Below are 16,792 nucleotides of genomic sequence, written 5' to 3' on the forward strand. Positions count from 1 at the left end.
TTTGCAATAAAAAGAGAAAACAATGTAAAGAAAAGGATGGGGTACGCAATGAACACAAAAAAATTTGCTAAAGTAAATGAACAAATTCCAGGACCAAAAGCAGCAACTTTATTAGAGCGCCGCCAAAATATAGTACCAAAAGGAGTAAGTAACGGCATATCAACGTTTGTACAATCTGCAAATGGAGCTCTTGTAACAGATGTTGATGGTAATCAGTATATTGATTTTGCTGGGGCAATAGGGACAATTAATGTAGGGCATTGTCATCCGGCTGTTAAAGAAGCACTTCATAAACAAGTAGATCAATACATTCATACGGGATTTAATGTCATGATGTATGAGCCATATATTGAATTAGCGGAAAAGCTTGCTGCATTAGCGCCAGGAAGTTTTGATAAACAAGTACTATTTTTAAACAGTGGTGCTGAAGCGGTAGAGAATGCAGTGAAAATCGCCCGTAAATATACGAAAAGATCAGGTATTATTGCGTTTTCTAAAGGTTTCCACGGGCGTACATTGATGACAATGACGATGACAAGTAAAGTAAAGCCATATAAATTTGGATTCGGTCCATTTGCTCCAGAAGTATATAAAGCGCCATTCCCATATGAATACCGTCGTCCAGAGGGGTTAACGGAAGAGCAGTACGATGATTTTATCATTGAAGAGTTTAAGAACTTCTTTATATCAGAAGTAGCACCAGAAACAATTGCAGCTGTTGTTATGGAGCCGGTTCAAGGGGAAGGCGGATTTATCGTCCCAAGTAAGAAATTTGTTCAAGAAGTACGCAATATTTGTTCAGAACATGGCATCTTATTTGTAGCGGATGAAATTCAAACTGGATTTAGCCGTACAGGAAAATACTTTGCAATTGATCATTATGATGTCGTTCCAGATTTAATTACAGTGTCTAAGTCATTAGGAGCTGGTGTACCGATAAGCGGTGTTATTGGGCGTAAAGAAATTATGAATGAGTCTGCACCTGGAGAGCTTGGTGGAACGTATGCAGGAAGTCCATTAGGATGTGCGGCTGCATTAGCGGTTCTGGATGTAATAGAAAAAGAAAAATTAAATGATAGAGCGATAGAATTAGGAAAAGTCGTAATGGACCGATTCCAAGAGATGAAAAATAAATATAATTGCATCGGTGATGTGCGCGGATTAGGGGCAATGTGTGCATTTGAGATCGTTCAAGATCGTAAGACGAAAGTGCCTGACAAAATATTAACAGCTAATTTGTGTGCGGAAGCAAATAAACGAGGATTACTTTTATTATCTGCGGGGACATATGGAAATGTTGTCCGTGTATTAATGCCATTGGTTATTACAGGTGAGCAACTTGAGGAAGGTTTAACGATTATTGAAGAATCATTACAAACTTGTTATGAGCAAGCAAATATCGCCCGTGTATAAAAACTGAATGATAAATCGCAAACATTCTAGCTGACTCTATATAAAATGCAGAAAATTCACTTTATAATAAAGGTAGTGAAGTGAATCGATGGATTTGAAGTTAGGGGTGGCTAGGATGGTTGCAGAAAAGGAACGAGTGTTAATGGATTTAAAAGATGTATTTGAATATGCGTTTGACGAAATTTTTGTTACAGATGAGCAGGGAATCGTTGTCCGTGTAAATAGTACATGCGAAAGGCACTATCAACTAGCTGCTGAAGAGTTAGTAGGTAAACATGTAAAGGAACTACAAAAGGATGGAATCTTTTATCCATCTGCAACATTAGAAGTAATTGAAAAAAAGAGACCGATTGAACTTGTTCAAACGACGAAATCGGGAGAGTATTTACATGTTCGGACGAGGCCAGTTTTTGATGATGAGGGAAATTTAAGAAGAGTGATTAGTTATTCTCGAGATCTTACTGAACTCTATCAATTACGACAAAAGGTAGAGGAAATGGATAATCAGTTAAAAACATACAAAAAAGAATTAAGGGAAACATATGAACATGAAGGACTTATTTTTAAAAGCATTGCTATGCAAAAAATAATAGAAACGATTAAAAAAGTATCTGTGGTAGATAGTACTGTTCTCGTTTTAGGTGAGACAGGCGTGGGAAAAAGCCGCTTAGTACGTCATCTACATGAAGTAAGTCACCGGAAGAATGAAAGTTTCTATGAAATTAATTGTGCGGCTTTGCCAACAAATTTAATTGAATCGGAGCTTTTTGGATATTCAGGTGGGTCTTTTACAGGTGCAAATCGTGAAGGGAAAAAGGGATTATTAGAGTCAGCACATAAAGGGACTCTATTTTTAGATGAAATTGGTGAAATGCCGCTTGAAATTCAAGCGAAGCTTCTGCAAGTATTGCAAGAAAAAACATTTCGTCCTATAGGCGGAAGAGAATTAAAAAAGGTGGACGTTCGAATTGTAGCGGCAACAAATAGAGATTTAAGTGAGATGGTGAAACGAGGAACATTTCGGAAAGATTTATATTATCGTCTGAATGTCATTCCGATTTCAATTCCACCACTTCGGGAAAGAACAGAAGACATTTTACCACTCGTTTATCATTATTTACAGCACTTTAATAAAAAGTACGGACGTGATGTAAAGTTAGCACCTAGTACGTTACAAATGTTTGTTGGATACCCGTGGGAAGGAAACAATAGAGAAATAGAGAATGTAATTGAAAGAATTGTTATTACTGCTGACGATGTCGTTACGATAGAGGATTTACCAATAGCAATGCAGGAATCAACAGTTGAACAGTCAGGTCAAAGTCTCTATAAAATGTTGGAAGAAGTGGAACGAAATATTATTTTAAAAGCGTATAAAACATGTGGATCAAGCTATAAAGTAGCAGAGTTTTTAAAAATAAGTCAATCTGCTGCCACTAGGAAGATTAAGAAGTTCATAGAGGAGGAAGAAAACATTGGATAAAAAATCGACGTTTGTAAATGTAGAGAAAAAAGCGATGTATATAAATGGTGAGTGGATTACACTGCAAGAGCAAATCGAAGTAAACAATCCAGCAACGAAAGAAATATTTGCAACTGTACCAAAGGGCGGGATAACAGAGGCAAAGCAAGCCGTTGATGCGGCACATGAGGCTTTTAAAACATGGTCAAAATTAACAGCCGCGGATCGTGCAACGAAATTAAAAAAGTGGTTCACACTTATTGATGAAAATAAAGAAGAAATCGCAGCGATTATGACGAAGGAGCAAGGAAAGCCGTTTGCAGAAGCGCTTGGTGAAGTGAATTATGCAAATAGCTTTGTTGAATGGTATGCAGAAGAAGGGAAACGCGTATACGGTGAAATGATTCCTGCTTCTCATCCGAACAAACGTATTTTAGTTATGAAGCAACCAGTTGGGGTTATGGCAGCTATTACACCGTGGAACTTCCCAGCGGCTATGATTACGAGAAAGGTAGCTCCAGCGCTTGCAGCAGGTTGTACAGCAGTTGTAAAGCCTGCAAGTCAAACACCGTTAACTGCATTGAAGTTAGCTGAATTAGCACACGAAGCGGAAATTCCAAAAGGTGTAATAAACATTGTAACAGGTAGTGCAAAAGCAATTGCTGATACGTGGATGGAAGATGAGCGCGTTCGAAAAGTGTCCTTTACAGGATCAACGGAAATTGGGAAAGAGTTAATGGCTAGCGCTGCGCAAACGATGAAAAAAGTTTCATTAGAATTAGGTGGTCACGCTCCATTTATCGTAATGAATGATGCAGATTTAGATAAAGCGGTAGAAGCCGTTATTGGTTCGAAATTCCGTAATGCAGGACAAACGTGTATATGTACAAACCGAGTATTCGTTCAAGAAGAAGTATACGAAGTATTTGTAGAGAAGTTCCAAAAGGCAGTAGGGCAACTTAAAGTCGGAGAAGGATTCGGTGCGGGAACTACTGTAGGGCCACTTATTGATGAGAATGCAGTTTCAAAAGTACAAGAACATATTGAAGATGCAGTTCAAAAAGGTGGAGAACTTTTATATGGAGGCCAACAGGTTACAGAGCTAGATGGACATTTCATTCAGCCGACTGTAATTGGATTGGCAAATGATACAATGCTTTGTATGACTGAAGAAACATTTGGACCAGTTGCACCAGTTGCGAAATTTAAAACAGTTGAAGAAGTAATTGAACGTGCAAATAATACACCATACGGTTTAGCTGCGTATATTTTTACGAAGGATATTAGCCAAGCGTTCCAAATTAGTGAAGCGCTAGAGTACGGTATTATCGGTTTAAATGATGGTCTTCCGTCAGTTGCACAAGCGCCGTTCGGTGGATTTAAAGAAAGTGGTATCGGGCGTGAAGGCGGTCATTTCGGCATCGAGGAATATTTAGAAATCAAATACATTTCATTAGGATTATAAGTAGTACACTAGAATCTCTATAAGGTAACAGAGAAGGAGATTCCAGTATGATATATTGGCTATTATTACTTGTTACAATTATTTTTGAAGTAGCTGGAACGATTGCGATGAAATTATCGAATGGCTTAACAAAGCTTGTTCCAAGTGTACTTATTTTCGTTTGTTATGGTATTTGTTTCAGTATCTTTGCTATCGTTGTAAAAAAGATTCACTTAAGTATTGCTTATGCGATCTGGTCTGGCCTAGGGACACTACTTATTACGATTATTAGTATATACTTCTTTAAAGAGCATATTAACTTATTCCAAGCGTGTTGTATTTTATTTATCGTTTTAGGTGTAATTGGACTTAAAGTATCATCGGCATCATGAGAGCTATCTTGTGTAGAAGATAGCTTTTTTCTATTTGTGAAGTTAGCAATTAATACGACAAAATATGACAAGAAAGTGTGAAGGGTTTTGTTATGATACATATGAAATGTTGTCTTATGTGGAGGAAAAAGTATGTTAAAAAAGGTGAGTCAAATTGTTTTAATTTGTGGCATAGTTTTTAGTTTAAGTGCTTGTACCGAGACTGAAAATAGTAATGAAAGTAAACAAGAGAACGTTCAAGAAAAAATTTATAAAATAGGTGAGACAGTAGATGTAGATGGTTTGCAAGTAACTCTCGATTCAGTCCAATTAGGGTATCCAGATTACACCATAGATAAAAAGAAAGATGATATTTTAGGGATTGTTTTCACGGTGAAAAATAATAGTAAAAAAGAAATAACTTTTGCATTTTACGAATTTGAGATTACAAATAAGAAAGGTACAAAGTTTAAAGAATATAAATATGATAGCTTCATTAGTAAAAAGGTAGCACCAGATGAAAAAATCCAAGACATCATGCGATTTGATGTAGATAAAGAAAATACATATATCGCCACATACAGGCCGGAGTTTACACGTGAGAATAGAACGATAAAATTTGAATTGAAACCAAATAAATAAAAAACACATTGGATTATCCAATGTGTTTCTTTATGGTAATTAATTTAAAACGCCCAGTTACCTTTACGGAAGATAGGCTCATGTCTGCCATCAGCTGTAATACCGTCAATATCAAGCTCAGCTGATCCAATCATGAAGTCGTTGTGTGTGATACTAGCGTTTGCTCCGTTTTCAGCAAGTTCTTCTTTAGACATTGTTTTTCCGCCAACTAAGTTAAATGCATAAGCATTTCCGATTGCAAGGTGGCAAGATGCATTTTCGTCAAATAGTGTATTGTAGAATAAAACATTTGTGTTTGAAATTGGTGAGTCATGAGGTACTAAAGCTACTTCTCCTAAGAAGTGAGAACCTTCATCTGTTTCTACTAAATGTTTTAAAGCTTCTTCACCAGCTTCAGCTTTATAGTCTACGATACGTCCGTTTTCAAATGTTAACGTGAAATTATCGATAATATTACCTGCAAATACTAACGGTTTTGTACTAGAAACTTGGCCGTTTACACCTGTTTTAAGTGGCATTGTAAATACTTCTTCAGTTGGAATATTAGCCATAAATGGTACGTTCTTTTCATTTAAGCTACCGGCACCAGCCCATACATGTTTTTCTGGAAGTTCGATTGTTAAATCTGTTCCAGGACCTGTATAGTGAAGAGCTTTATAATGCTTTTCGTTTAAGTAATCCACTTTTGTATGTAATGTTTCATCATGTTCTTTCCATGCTTCTACAGGATTTTCTAAATCAGCACGAGTAGCTTTGAAAATAGCATCCCATAACTTTGCTTCTTGTTCATCTGGCGCTACGTCAGGGAATACTTTCGCAGCCCATTCTTTCGTAGGAACAGAAATTACACACCAACTTACTTTATCGGCTTGTACGTAATCACGGTATACTTTCATCGCTTCACCAGCTACTTTATGAGCTGTTGCGATACGTGTTGCTTCTACACCTTTTAATAAATCAGGGTTTTCTGCATAGATAGACATAAATGCAGCGCCTTCTTTTGCTAATTCTTCACGAGCATGTGCTTTCCAAGAAGGGAATTCAGCAAATGCTTCTTCAGGAGCTAGATCGAACTTTAAGCGTGTTAACGTCTCATCATTCCAATCAACATATACGTGTTTTGCACCAGATTTATATGCTTTTTCTGTAACGAGGCGTACGAATTGTACAGCTTCAAGAGGTGCGCTAATTGATAAAGTTTGTCCGGGTTGAATATTAACACCAACATTAACTGCAAGGGCAGCATACTTCTCTAACGTTTGTTCAAATGACATATGTATAATCTCCTTTAGTTTGAAAGATTTCTTACTATATATAATACAAGAAAATTCTAAAAATATATATAAATATAAAGTAAAAAGAGAGCTCAAAATGTATTGAGCTCTCACATTTATTTAATGGAAGAAGCGAACTGTTCAACTGTAGTTGTATGGTGTATACGAACACGTTTCATTTTTAGCAACTCATCTGGTTCACCTTTCGTAATGAACTTTCCAGGCTTTGTTGTCGTCGCAAATTGATAATATTTCTTCGTTTCTGTAATGACTTTATCATCTACATGGCCGAATGGATAAGCAATTGCGATAACGGGCTTACCTGTTATTTTTTCTAGCTTTTCTTTCGATCCTTTTAATTCTTCTTCGTAGTTTGTAATCTTCGGTAAATCAGCATGTGTTGCTGTATGAGACTGCACTGAGAAAATACCGGAATCAACCATTTCCTTTATTTCATTTGTAGAGAGAGAACTTTCAACATCGACATTATCAACAATCATATATTCTGTTGCTGTCGGCTTGAAAGTATCGTCTTTTAGTTTTTGCAAAATATGAAATGCAGTCATATTATTTTTCATACCATCGTCAAATGTAACAAAAATTGGCTTGTTGACTTTATTAATATCGCCCCAGCGTTCAAACGTTAATAATGTATAACCGTTATCTTTTAAATATTTCATTTGGCCTTCAAAGTTAGCAGGTGATACGAATAAGTCTTTAATGCCTTGTCCATGATAATCATCGATTGCATGGTACATAAGAACGGGAACCTTTTGCTCGAAAGTAATAGCAGATTTTGTGAGTGAGATGATTTTTCCATCTTCCTTGACTCCTGTTGCTTCAATTTGGAACTCACCGCGTTTTCCTTCAAATTCTTTTATGTCAAATGGAAGTGTAAATTGTTTCTCCTTTTCTTTAGAAGAAAAAGATTTAGCATGTTCCTTTCCATCCGCAGTGCGCCAAATTTTATATTGTACTTCGGTTAGAGAATCTTTTATTTCTGTAATATGGATACTTGTGTTTGTAGAATCGTGTGTAATCGGATTATAAGAAATTTTACCTTGTTCTTGCACAGTCTCCTCTTGTTTTTTAACTTCTTGAACCTTTTTCTCTTTTTTAGGTTCTGGACTTATAGTGCTAGTATTACATCCTGCTAGAATAGCAGACGTACATAAAGCAATTGTTGCGTATTTTCTCATAAAATCACCTTCTATTGTGTAGTATGTTGCATACTTATATTTAAAATCCCCACCGCTGTAAGAGCGGTGGGGACTTACCCTTGTTTATCGTATCATTTTTAGATGGGGGATAGGTTAGTGACTGTAAACAGATCTCTTCTTTCATTTTTTAGTAAGATTTAAAATATCTTATGGTTTACTTTATAAGAGATGCGAATTTCTCCATTGACATATCAGGTCCTACAAAATGGCGTTTAATTAAGAGTTGCTCGTTTGGGGTGCCTTTTGTAATATGATTGCCGTGATCGGTAGTTACTGCGAACTCATAATGTTTTTTTGTTTCTTCGACAGCTGGGTCATTATAAGAGCCGACTGGGTAGGCGAGAGCGATGACCTTTTTACCGGTAAGAGTTTCAATTTTTTCTTTAGAACCGCTTAATTCCTCATCATAATTACCTGAATGAGCCATCATTGTATGATTTGCAGTATGAGATTGAATAGAAAAAATACCTGAATCTATCATTTGTTTTATATCATCTGTTGATAGACGGTTCGGTTTGTCTATCTCATTTGAAGTAAGAAATTCAGTTGCTGCAGGTTGGAATGTATCATCTTTTAATTTTTGTAAAACATGAAGAGCATTCATATTATTTTTTCGACCATCATCCATTGTTATAAAAATAGGTTTATTAACACGGTTTATATCATTCCAACGTTCAAATGTGAGCATCGTATAACCGTTATCTTTTAAATACTGCATATGTTTTTCGAATTGTTCAGGCGGTACGTATAAGCCGTAATCACCATCACCTGGTCCAGGGTATTTTTCAATCGCATGATACATCAAAAATGGTACATGTTGCTGGAATGTAATTTTAGATGTTACTAGATTTGTTTCCGTATTATCTTCTTTAATCCCTACTGTTTCAATTTGAAATTCTCCACGTTTTAAATGAAATGTTTTTAAATGAAGTGGGAGGGCAAAATCACGATCTTTTTCTTGTGAAGTAAAAGTTTGTTTGCTTTCAGGTCCATCGGCAGTACGCCAAATATTGTAACGTACTTGTTTAAATGAATCTCTTAAGTTTTTTGTATAAAGCGTGGTGTTTTGTGCGTTATATTCATACGAATCCCATGTGATAGCCCCTTGCGTTAAAGGGATTTCTACTGTTTTTGCTTGTGCTTTTTTTGGTTCAACTGCTTGTTCCGCTGTTGTTTCTTTTATTTGTTTATCACTAGCATTACTAGTGTTACAACCTACGAGAATAGCAGAGGAAAGTAAAGCGATATATGTATATTTCTTCATTCTATCATCCTTCTATTGTGTTTTAATTATAGTCACTTATACCCTTGTCCATCATATCATCATAGAATATATAGGGGAATACATTTTTGGAATAATTCGGAAAGGGGTCTTACGTTTTTTTGGAGTAGTTTATATATAGAAGATAGTAAAAAACTCCACTCAAACTTCATTTAGAAAAATAGAAGTAAGGTGGAGTTTTTTATTAGATAAATAATCCAGCGATTGTCGCAGATAAAATAGAAGCAAGTGTTGACGCGAATAGCATTTTCCAACCAAATTTAGATACGACGCTTCCTTGTTTTTCAGAAAGGGCACGGATTGTACCAACAATCGCACCAATTTGGCTAATACTTGCGAAGCTAATTAAGAATACTGTAACGATTCCAACTGTACGTGGAGCTAATGTTGTAACTGTTTCTTTTAAATCAAGGATTGCTACAAACTCGTTTAATACAATCTTCGTACCCATAATACCACCAGCTGGGATAATATCTTGAGTTGGAATACCCATTAAGAATGCGAATGGAGCAAGTATATAACCGAAGATTTGTTGTAACGTAATAGCATGTCCCATTGCACCTGAAGCTGCGCTAATTACGTAGTTTACAACTTCCATAACACCGATGAAAGCAATCATTAATGCAGCAACGATCCCAGCTACTTTTAACCCGTCAAGCGCACCGTTAATCATTGCGCCAATAAAACTGTCTCCAAATAGAGTTCTATCAAATTTTTGAATCACTTCGTCTTCTTTTTTCGTATCAACTGGTGTTAATAACGAACAAACGATTAAGCTTGAGAATAAGTTTAGCGGAAGAGCAGCTAGTACATATTTCGCATCTAACATCATTACGTATGATGCTGTAACAGAAGCAGAAACGGAGCTCATCGCAGAACAACAAATAATAAACATACGGTTTTTGTTAAAATGCTGTAAATCATTTTTAATAACGATTAACGCTTCACTTGAACCGAAGAATACAGAGTTTACTGCGTGGAATGATTCAACGCGTGGTAAACCAGTAATTTTTGAAATTGCACCGCCGACAACGCGAACAATAAATGGTAAAACACCTAAATAACTAAAGATCGAAAGTAGTGCTGAGAAAAATACGATAATTAATAATACATTTAAGAAAAAGACAAAATCTCTTTGAATCCCATTAAAGAGAAAATCGACACCTGTCGTACCAAGTTTAATTAGTTTGTTGAAAACTTTACTAATGAAAATAATGATTTGTTGACCAACCTTTGTAGCAAACATAAACCAACCGATTAAAATTTGGAAACCAATCATAATTGCAATTGCGCGGAAGTTGATTTTACTTTTGTTGTTTGACAAAGCAAAACATAAACCTAAAACGACAAGAATACCGATAATGCTCATTACATATTGCATGTAGTTGCCCCTTTCAGAAGTTCGTATAAAGTTTGTACATAAAACGCTCGTTATATTACTAAAAATAAAACAAAGAGGTTTTATGTCATACGTAAGATGTCTGACCTTTTAGAAAAGTAAAAATAAAAAAAGACCCATATGGATTCACTTTCATCTATGAGAGAAAGCTAATCAATATGAGTCCTTTTTTGCGCATAGGCTAATATTCATTAGTTTTCCCCATAGTCCAGCAATTTAAGGTTGCCGGGTAGAAACTCTCGATCCATATTATCGAGTATATATGAGGTAACATCGTCCGTATTAAATTAGTAGTAGCGTAACATTACTAGAGAACTATCGTCAATAGCTTTTTTTCTTCCAATAGAAATAGACCATATAAGTATGATAAAATGTAACGCAGTGTTATGAAAAAGAGAGGTCGGAAAATGAGTACAAAAATGACGCCACCAGTTGAAAAAAACGAGTTTATAGATGTAGTATTTGAAGATTTAACACACGATGGTGCCGGTGTTGCGAAAATAAAGGGTTATCCTATTTTCGTTAAAAACGGACTACCAGGTGAAGAAGCACAAATTAAAATTATTAAAGTGAAGAAAAACTTCGCGTTTGGTCGTTTGATAAAACTTCATACAGAGAGCCCGTATCGTAAAGATGCAGAATGCCCAGTATACAACCAGTGCGGCGGTTGTCAGCTTCAGCACTTAACATATGAAGGACAATTACAAGCGAAAGAAAAACAAGTACGTGACGTTATGCAGCGTATCGGCGGGTTAAGCGATGTCCCTGTTCATCCTGTACTAGGCATGAAAAACCCATGGGTATACCGTAATAAAGCACAAGTACCGATTGGGGAACGTGAAGGCGGACTTGTAGCTGGCTTCTATCGTCAAGGAACGCATGACATCATTAATATGGAATCATGCTTAATTCAGGCAGAAGAAAACGATGCATTAATTCAAGAAGTGAAACGTATTTGTGAGAAACATGGTATCTCGGCATACAATGAAGAGCGTAACAAAGGAACACTACGCCACGTAATGGCTCGCTACGGACAAGTAACAGGGGAAATTATGCTTGTCTTCATTACACGTACAGCAGAATTACCAAACAAAAAAGCAATCATTGAGGAAATTGCAGCGAAATTCCCAGAAGTAAAATCAATCGTTCAAAACGTAAATACGAAACGAACAAACGTTATTTTCGGTGATACAACGACAGTACTGTACGGATCAGAATATATTTATGACTTTATCGGTGACATTAAATTCGCGATTTCAGCACGTTCATTCTATCAAGTCAACCCAGAACAAACGAAAGTGCTATACGATAAAACGCTAGAATACGCAAAGTTAGATGGTAACGAAACAGTAATTGATGCATATTGCGGAATCGGATCAATCTCTTTATTCCTAGCGCAAAAAGCGAAAAAAGTGTACGGCGTTGAAATCGTCCCAGAAGCAATCGAAGACGCAAACCGTAACGCAGCACTAAACAACATGACAAACGCTGAATTTGGCGTAGGAGAAGCAGAAGTAGTCATTCCAAAATGGTACAAAGAAGGCGTAATCGCCGACACAATGGTCGTAGACCCACCGCGTAAAGGTTGTGACGAAGCGCTATTAAACACAATCATCGACATGAAACCAAAGCGCGTCGTATACGTATCATGTAACCCAGCAACATTAGCACGCGACTTAAAAGTACTAGAAGAAGGCGGATATAAAACACAGGAAGTACAGCCTGTTGATATGTTCCCGCATACGACTCATGTGGAGTGTGTGGCTTGGCTTAAGTTGGTATAATAGAAAAGCAGTTGATATAGGAAAAATCTATACCATCTGCTTTTTGCTTTACAAAAATACCATTCATAAGCGATTTTAGTTAAAATAAATATTGCTGATTTTCACAAATTATAAATTGAGAGTTTGAAATTGCATTCATAATGAGAGGATTTGAATTTGAAATGATAGATAATTTTTGGCGTGAATTACCACGACCATTTTTCGTACTTGCACCAATGGAAGATGTGACAGACGTCGTTTTCCGTCACGTAGTAAGTGAAGCTGGCCGACCGGATGTATTCTTCACAGAGTTTACAAACTCGGATAGCTATTGCCATCCAGAAGGTATGAAAAGTGTACGTGGCCGTTTAATTTTTACAGAAGATGAACAACCAATGGTAGCACATATTTGGGGAGATAATCCTGAATATTTTCGTCAAATGAGTATAGGTATGGCAGAGTTAGGATTTAAAGGTATCGATATTAATATGGGATGCCCAGTACCGAATGTAGCATCGAGAGGAAAAGGTAGCGGCCTTATTCTACGTCCAGACGTTGCAGCAGAATTAATTCAAGCAGCAAAAGCGGGCGGATTACCTGTCAGCGTAAAAACGCGACTTGGCTTTAAAGAGTTAAGTGAGTGGGAAGATTGGTTAACGCATATTTTTAAACAAGATATTGCAAACCTTTCTATTCATTTACGTACAAGAGAAGAAATGAGCCAAGTAGATGCGCACTGGGAACTAATTCCGGAAATTAAAAAATTACGTGACCGCATTGCACCAAATACGTTAATAACAATCAATGGAGACATTCCTGACCGTCAAACTGGAATGGAACTTGCTGAAAAATACGGTATTGATGGCGTTATGATCGGGCGAGGTATTTTTAAAAATCCGTTTGCTTTCGAAAAAGAGCCAAGAGAGCATAGCAGTAAAGAACACTTAGATCTTTTAAGACTACAGCTTGATTTACAAGATCAATATGCAGAAGTACTGCCACGCTCAATCACGGGACTTCATCGCTTCTTCAAAATTTATGTAAAAGGATTCCCTGGAGCTGCGGAACTAAGAAATCAATTGATGAGCACGAAATCGACTGATGAGGTGCGTGCGTTGCTTGATAAGTTTGAGGCAAGTGTTAACACGGCTGGAGATAGTGAAACAGTGTAACTTTTGAAAGTTAGAGCTGCTGGGGTGTATCGATTTTATGAGCGTTTGTTTCAGTTTAATTAAGGTGAGCTGTATCATAAGTAATTGAGGTATTCTATGTAAAACAGGGGGAAGAAAAGAATACAGGAGAAAATCGGAAATGGCAGGTTGATCTTGATTTTCACTGATATTATCATGTTTATTTTATTATGCCTATAATTGGAGGCCATGTGAATGTTAAGTGATCAGGCGAGATATTCTAGGCTCGCGAATATAACAAAAATAATAAATACAAAATTAGAACTACGTGAAGTATTGCAGCGTGTAACAATGGCGATATCAGAGGAGATTGTTAGGTGCAATGCTGTTGGAATTTATTTACCCCAGGAAGATGGAACATTTAGAGGGTTTGCAGGAAAACCAGAGACCATAAATGGTGTAACGCTCGATACGCAAGTAATTGATCCTGAAATAGACTTACTGGCAAAAGAAGTTATTGAAACCAAAAAAACGATCTATATTCCTGATACCTCAAAGGATCATCGGCCGGATCCTAGACCAGTTGATGCGTTCAAAATTAAGTCCTTATTAGCCTTGCCTATCTCATTCGGGCAAGAGTTATTTGGTCTGGTTTTTTTATTTGATTATGGAACTCCAATGAACTTAACAGATTCAGAAATTCAAAGTGTTGAAGCTTATGTAAATATGGCTGCGGTCGCAATTCAAAACGCAAATAATTTAACACAAAAGGAAAACCTTATTGCCGAGAAGCAGTTGTTACTAAATGTTACCCGTGATTTATCAATGTGTTCCTCGATACAGGAGAGTTTTGATAAATGTTTTTTTTACTTAGGACAGATTTTAGAGAGTAAAAACGTGGCTGCCCACCTTTTAGACCCGTTAGACAAAAAAACGATTAAAACAACGAAGTTAAGTAAGGACTGTAATTGGACAGAAGTGGATTGGATGGAAAAAAGCTATGACGCCAAAATCCAAGAGGTTATTCAAACAAAAAATATAGATAGTAAGGGTCTTTTGATGATCCCATTGGTTTCAATGGGAGAAGTATTAGGGGTAATTGTTGTTGGTAAAGAGGGAAAATTTTATAATTACGATAATTCCCAAATTCAATTGGCAAAATCTATCGTTGATGCCACAGCTCCTACGTTTTCAAACTTGTTATATATGGATCAACTTGAAAGCATGGTGGAAGAGCGAACGAGAGAACTAGCTGCTGCTAATGAAAAAGTTACAAGTGTGATCGAAAGTATTACGGATGGATTCTTTACTTTGAATAATAAATGGGAATTTACGTACGTAAATAAGCATCAATATTTTCCACAAAGAAAAACAGCAAAAGATGTATTAGGCAAGAATATACGGGAGGTTTTCCCGAGTAGCGTCGACACAGTTATGTATAAGGAATTTCATAGTGCAATGTCAGAGCGAACTACAGTTCATTTCGAATTTCTTTCTATATCTGATGAATATTGGTACGAAGTTAGTGCATACCCGTATGATGATGGTATTTGTTGTATTTTTAAAAACATAACGGAAAAAAAGCAATATGAGCAGGAATTGAAAAGGTTATCAAACATAGATTTAATAGGGCAAATGGCAGCAGGTATTAGCCATGAGATTAGAAATCCAATGACAACAGTACGAGGATTTTTGCAGTTATTAAAAGAAGAGAACATCTATGAGAAACATAATAAATACTTTAATTTAATGATAGAAGAACTTGACCGCTCCAATTCTATTATTACTGAATTTCTCTCAATGGGTAATACAAAGAAATCGGATTTGCAGATGTTAGATTTAAATTTAATTATCCATGATACGATTCCTTTAATAAAGATTGATACGCATAATCAAAATAAATATATTCAAGTCGATACAAATGACATTCCGGAATTACTTTTAAATCGTAACGAGATACGGCAATTATTAATAAACCTATACCGTAATGGCTTAGAAGCGATGAGCACAGGGCAAGTTCTAACCATCAGTACCTACAAGGAAGGTCAAAATTGTGTGGTGCTTGCAGTGCGTGATCAAGGAAAAGGTATCAGACCTGAAGTATTAGAGAAACTGGGTACTCCATTTTACACGACCAAAGATAATGGAACTGGATTGGGGCTAGGTATATGTTATGCCATTGCTGCCCGTCATAATGCAAAAATAGAAATTCAAACAGGATCGGAAGGCACGACTTTTTTTGCTAAATTTAACTATGCAAATAATAAATAATAACCTCGTTTAGATTAGTTACGGTGAACCGTAACGCAAATAAAAAGTAAAACCTAAGTAAACATAATCAATATATTTCACCTGAATTTTGCGTAACATTCATGTTTGAGTTGCCCACTAAATTAGAGTTGCATAAAAAGAAATGGACTAACCTATATTAGGTTAGTCCATTTTCAAGTGTGTTAATTAATAGTGAATCTCCCTTCTGTACTTTTAGGAGCTTTTCGGTATTAGCTCCTGACTCTCCATATGTATATTCTGTTAGCATTGGGTCCTCATGTCCGAAATTTCGTTCAGCATTTTTATACCCAATTAAATAATTTAATTGGGTATAAATGGATAATACCAAGTGCCTAAACAACATATGTTGCTGTTTTAAAATCATCCCCAAAAGCATTAATCCACCTAAGACTACAAAACCTCCCCCTAAAATGTTAAAGTAGTAACTTGACGACATTAATTTATACATGCTAAAAGCATTACTATAATCAATATTTCAGGAGGCAAAACAATGGCAATGAGCAACAACGATATATTAAAGAGAGTAAGATATGCTTTAGATATAAGAGATATAGATATGGTGGAAATCTTTAAACTTGGCGGGATGGAAGTAACGAAAGAAGACGTAGTTGATATGCTTACAAAAATAAAAAGAGCTCCTCAGCATGAACCTGAAGATGCTGATATAATCGAAGATGAGTACGTAAAAACATGCGATATGATGATGTTAGAGGCATTTTTAAATGGATTTATTACTTTAAAAAGAGGAAAGCAAGATCCGAAACCAGGACAACCGGCACCTGTACAGAGCAAGGAGAGTGCCAATAACCTTCTTCTAAAGAAAATGAAAATTGCACTATCGTTAACGACTGAGGATGTGCTTGATATATTAGATAGCGTAGGAGTTACGGTGACAAAAGGAGAATTAGGCGCCTTATTAAGAAAGAAAGGCCATAAGAATTACAAAGAGTGCGGCGATAGATACGCAAGGAATTTCATTAAAGGATTAGCTGTAAAGTATAGAGGATAATGAGTTTGTTAAAGCAGTAAATGATATAATAAGTAGAGTAGGACGTTTGTATCCTACTCTTTTTTATTTGTAAAATAATACGCTAGGTGAT

14 protein-coding genes and 1 riboswitch are annotated in these 16,792 nt (G+C 36.2%); of the genes, 9 read left to right on the top strand and 5 right to left on the bottom strand.

Going from position 1 to position 16,792, the window contains the following annotated elements; translation table 11 throughout:
* Positions 1-48: 48 nt before the first annotated feature.
* The 5 genes from gabT (at position 49) to F0362_RS01945 (ending at position 5,332) form a co-directional block, all read left to right on the top strand.
* Positions 49-1,413, top strand: coding sequence for a 4-aminobutyrate--2-oxoglutarate transaminase (gabT, locus tag F0362_RS01925; protein ID WP_097859657.1), 1,365 nt, complete (start codon positions 49-51; stop codon positions 1,411-1,413).
* A gap of 115 nt (positions 1,414-1,528) precedes the next feature.
* The gene (locus F0362_RS01930; RefSeq protein WP_000225130.1) at positions 1,529-2,896 is read left to right on the top strand and encodes a sigma-54 interaction domain-containing protein; all 1,368 of its coding nucleotides are present in this window, start codon (positions 1,529-1,531) and stop codon (positions 2,894-2,896) included.
* Positions 2,889-4,340, top strand: a complete 1,452-nt coding sequence (gabD, locus tag F0362_RS01935) for an NADP-dependent succinate-semialdehyde dehydrogenase (protein WP_000358974.1) — start codon at positions 2,889-2,891, stop codon at positions 4,338-4,340. The genes F0362_RS01930 and gabD overlap by 8 nt, the downstream gene beginning before the upstream one ends.
* Before the next feature lie 47 nt (positions 4,341-4,387).
* Complete coding sequence (locus F0362_RS01940; protein ID WP_000641000.1) at positions 4,388-4,711, top strand: DMT family transporter; 324 nt, start codon at positions 4,388-4,390, stop codon at positions 4,709-4,711.
* Between the two features lie 132 nt (positions 4,712-4,843).
* Positions 4,844-5,332 (top strand): DUF4352 domain-containing protein, encoded by a 489-nt coding sequence (locus F0362_RS01945; RefSeq protein ID WP_097859656.1) that lies wholly within the window; start codon positions 4,844-4,846, stop codon positions 5,330-5,332.
* Between the two features lie 44 nt (positions 5,333-5,376).
* Here F0362_RS01945 and F0362_RS01950 read toward each other — a convergent pair whose 3' ends face one another.
* The 4 genes from F0362_RS01950 to F0362_RS01965 all read right to left on the bottom strand — a co-directional run bounded on the left by F0362_RS01950 (position 5,377) and on the right by F0362_RS01965 (position 10,489).
* Positions 5,377-6,606 (bottom strand): aminopeptidase, encoded by a 1,230-nt coding sequence (locus F0362_RS01950; RefSeq protein ID WP_000007350.1) that lies wholly within the window; start codon positions 6,604-6,606, stop codon positions 5,377-5,379.
* A 116-nt stretch (positions 6,607-6,722) separates the two neighbouring features.
* Positions 6,723-7,805: a polysaccharide deacetylase family protein gene (locus tag F0362_RS01955; protein WP_001233762.1), complete on the bottom strand. Its 1,083-nt coding sequence runs from the start codon at positions 7,803-7,805 to the stop codon at positions 6,723-6,725.
* A gap of 175 nt (positions 7,806-7,980) precedes the next feature.
* Complete coding sequence (locus F0362_RS01960; protein WP_000760986.1) at positions 7,981-9,090, bottom strand: polysaccharide deacetylase family protein; 1,110 nt, start codon at positions 9,088-9,090, stop codon at positions 7,981-7,983.
* 202 nt (positions 9,091-9,292) lie between these two features.
* On the bottom strand, positions 9,293-10,489 hold the full coding sequence (locus F0362_RS01965) for a NupC/NupG family nucleoside CNT transporter (RefSeq protein ID WP_001200495.1): 1,197 nt from the start codon (positions 10,487-10,489) through the stop codon (positions 9,293-9,295).
* Positions 10,490-10,691: 202 nt separating this feature from the next.
* A riboswitch (purine riboswitch) is annotated at positions 10,692-10,793 on the bottom strand.
* Positions 10,794-10,914: 121 nt separating this feature from the next.
* Here F0362_RS01965 and rlmD point away from each other — a divergent pair.
* The 3 genes from rlmD to F0362_RS01980 all read left to right on the top strand — a co-directional run bounded on the left by rlmD (position 10,915) and on the right by F0362_RS01980 (position 15,671).
* A complete protein-coding gene (gene rlmD / locus F0362_RS01970; protein WP_000105007.1) occupies positions 10,915-12,291 on the top strand; it encodes a 23S rRNA (uracil(1939)-C(5))-methyltransferase RlmD in 1,377 nt (458 codons plus the stop codon).
* A 161-nt stretch (positions 12,292-12,452) separates the two neighbouring features.
* Positions 12,453-13,442, top strand: coding sequence for a tRNA dihydrouridine synthase (locus F0362_RS01975; protein WP_000566715.1), 990 nt, complete (start codon positions 12,453-12,455; stop codon positions 13,440-13,442).
* Between the two features lie 213 nt (positions 13,443-13,655).
* On the top strand, positions 13,656-15,671 hold the full coding sequence (locus F0362_RS01980; protein WP_000947549.1) for a GAF domain-containing sensor histidine kinase: 2,016 nt from the start codon (positions 13,656-13,658) through the stop codon (positions 15,669-15,671).
* A 157-nt stretch (positions 15,672-15,828) separates the two neighbouring features.
* Here F0362_RS01980 and F0362_RS01985 read toward each other — a convergent pair whose 3' ends face one another.
* Positions 15,829-16,068 carry a hypothetical protein gene (locus F0362_RS01985; protein WP_000924185.1) on the bottom strand — a complete coding sequence of 80 codons (240 nt, stop codon included), beginning with the start codon at positions 16,066-16,068 and terminating at the stop codon, positions 15,829-15,831.
* Positions 16,069-16,182: 114 nt separating this feature from the next.
* Here F0362_RS01985 and F0362_RS01990 point away from each other — a divergent pair, with 114 nt between their 5' ends.
* Positions 16,183-16,701: a YehS family protein gene (locus F0362_RS01990; protein ID WP_001251732.1), complete on the top strand. Its 519-nt coding sequence runs from the start codon at positions 16,183-16,185 to the stop codon at positions 16,699-16,701.
* Positions 16,702-16,792: the final 91 nt, after the last annotated feature.

Origin of the sequence: Bacillus sp. BS98 (genome assembly GCF_008432245.1) — a bacterium.
Taxonomy (GTDB): Bacteria; Bacillota; Bacilli; order Bacillales; family Bacillaceae_G; genus Bacillus_A; species Bacillus_A toyonensis.

What these genes read in the sequence shown, in the direction of transcription:
- gabT (WP_097859657.1), top strand. Translation starts at nt 49, where the DNA reads ATGAACACAAAAAAATTTGCTAAAGTAAATGAACAAATTCCAGGACCA.
- F0362_RS01930 (WP_000225130.1), top strand. Translation starts at nt 1,529, where the DNA reads ATGGTTGCAGAAAAGGAACGAGTGTTAATGGATTTAAAAGATGTATTT.
- F0362_RS01940 (WP_000641000.1), top strand. Translation starts at nt 4,388, where the DNA reads ATGATATATTGGCTATTATTACTTGTTACAATTATTTTTGAAGTAGCT.
- F0362_RS01945 (WP_097859656.1), top strand. Translation starts at nt 4,844, where the DNA reads ATGTTAAAAAAGGTGAGTCAAATTGTTTTAATTTGTGGCATAGTTTTT.
- F0362_RS01950 (WP_000007350.1), bottom strand. Translation starts at nt 6,606, where the DNA reads ATGTCATTTGAACAAACGTTAGAGAAGTATGCTGCCCTTGCAGTTAAT.
- F0362_RS01955 (WP_001233762.1), bottom strand. Translation starts at nt 7,805, where the DNA reads ATGAGAAAATACGCAACAATTGCTTTATGTACGTCTGCTATTCTAGCA.
- F0362_RS01960 (WP_000760986.1), bottom strand. Translation starts at nt 9,090, where the DNA reads ATGAAGAAATATACATATATCGCTTTACTTTCCTCTGCTATTCTCGTA.
- F0362_RS01965 (WP_001200495.1), bottom strand. Translation starts at nt 10,489, where the DNA reads ATGCAATATGTAATGAGCATTATCGGTATTCTTGTCGTTTTAGGTTTA.
- rlmD (WP_000105007.1), top strand. Translation starts at nt 10,915, where the DNA reads ATGAGTACAAAAATGACGCCACCAGTTGAAAAAAACGAGTTTATAGAT.
- F0362_RS01975 (WP_000566715.1), top strand. Translation starts at nt 12,453, where the DNA reads ATGATAGATAATTTTTGGCGTGAATTACCACGACCATTTTTCGTACTT.
- F0362_RS01980 (WP_000947549.1), top strand. Translation starts at nt 13,656, where the DNA reads ATGTTAAGTGATCAGGCGAGATATTCTAGGCTCGCGAATATAACAAAA.
- F0362_RS01985 (WP_000924185.1), bottom strand. Translation starts at nt 16,068, where the DNA reads ATGCTTTTGGGGATGATTTTAAAACAGCAACATATGTTGTTTAGGCAC.
- F0362_RS01990 (WP_001251732.1), top strand. Translation starts at nt 16,183, where the DNA reads ATGGCAATGAGCAACAACGATATATTAAAGAGAGTAAGATATGCTTTA.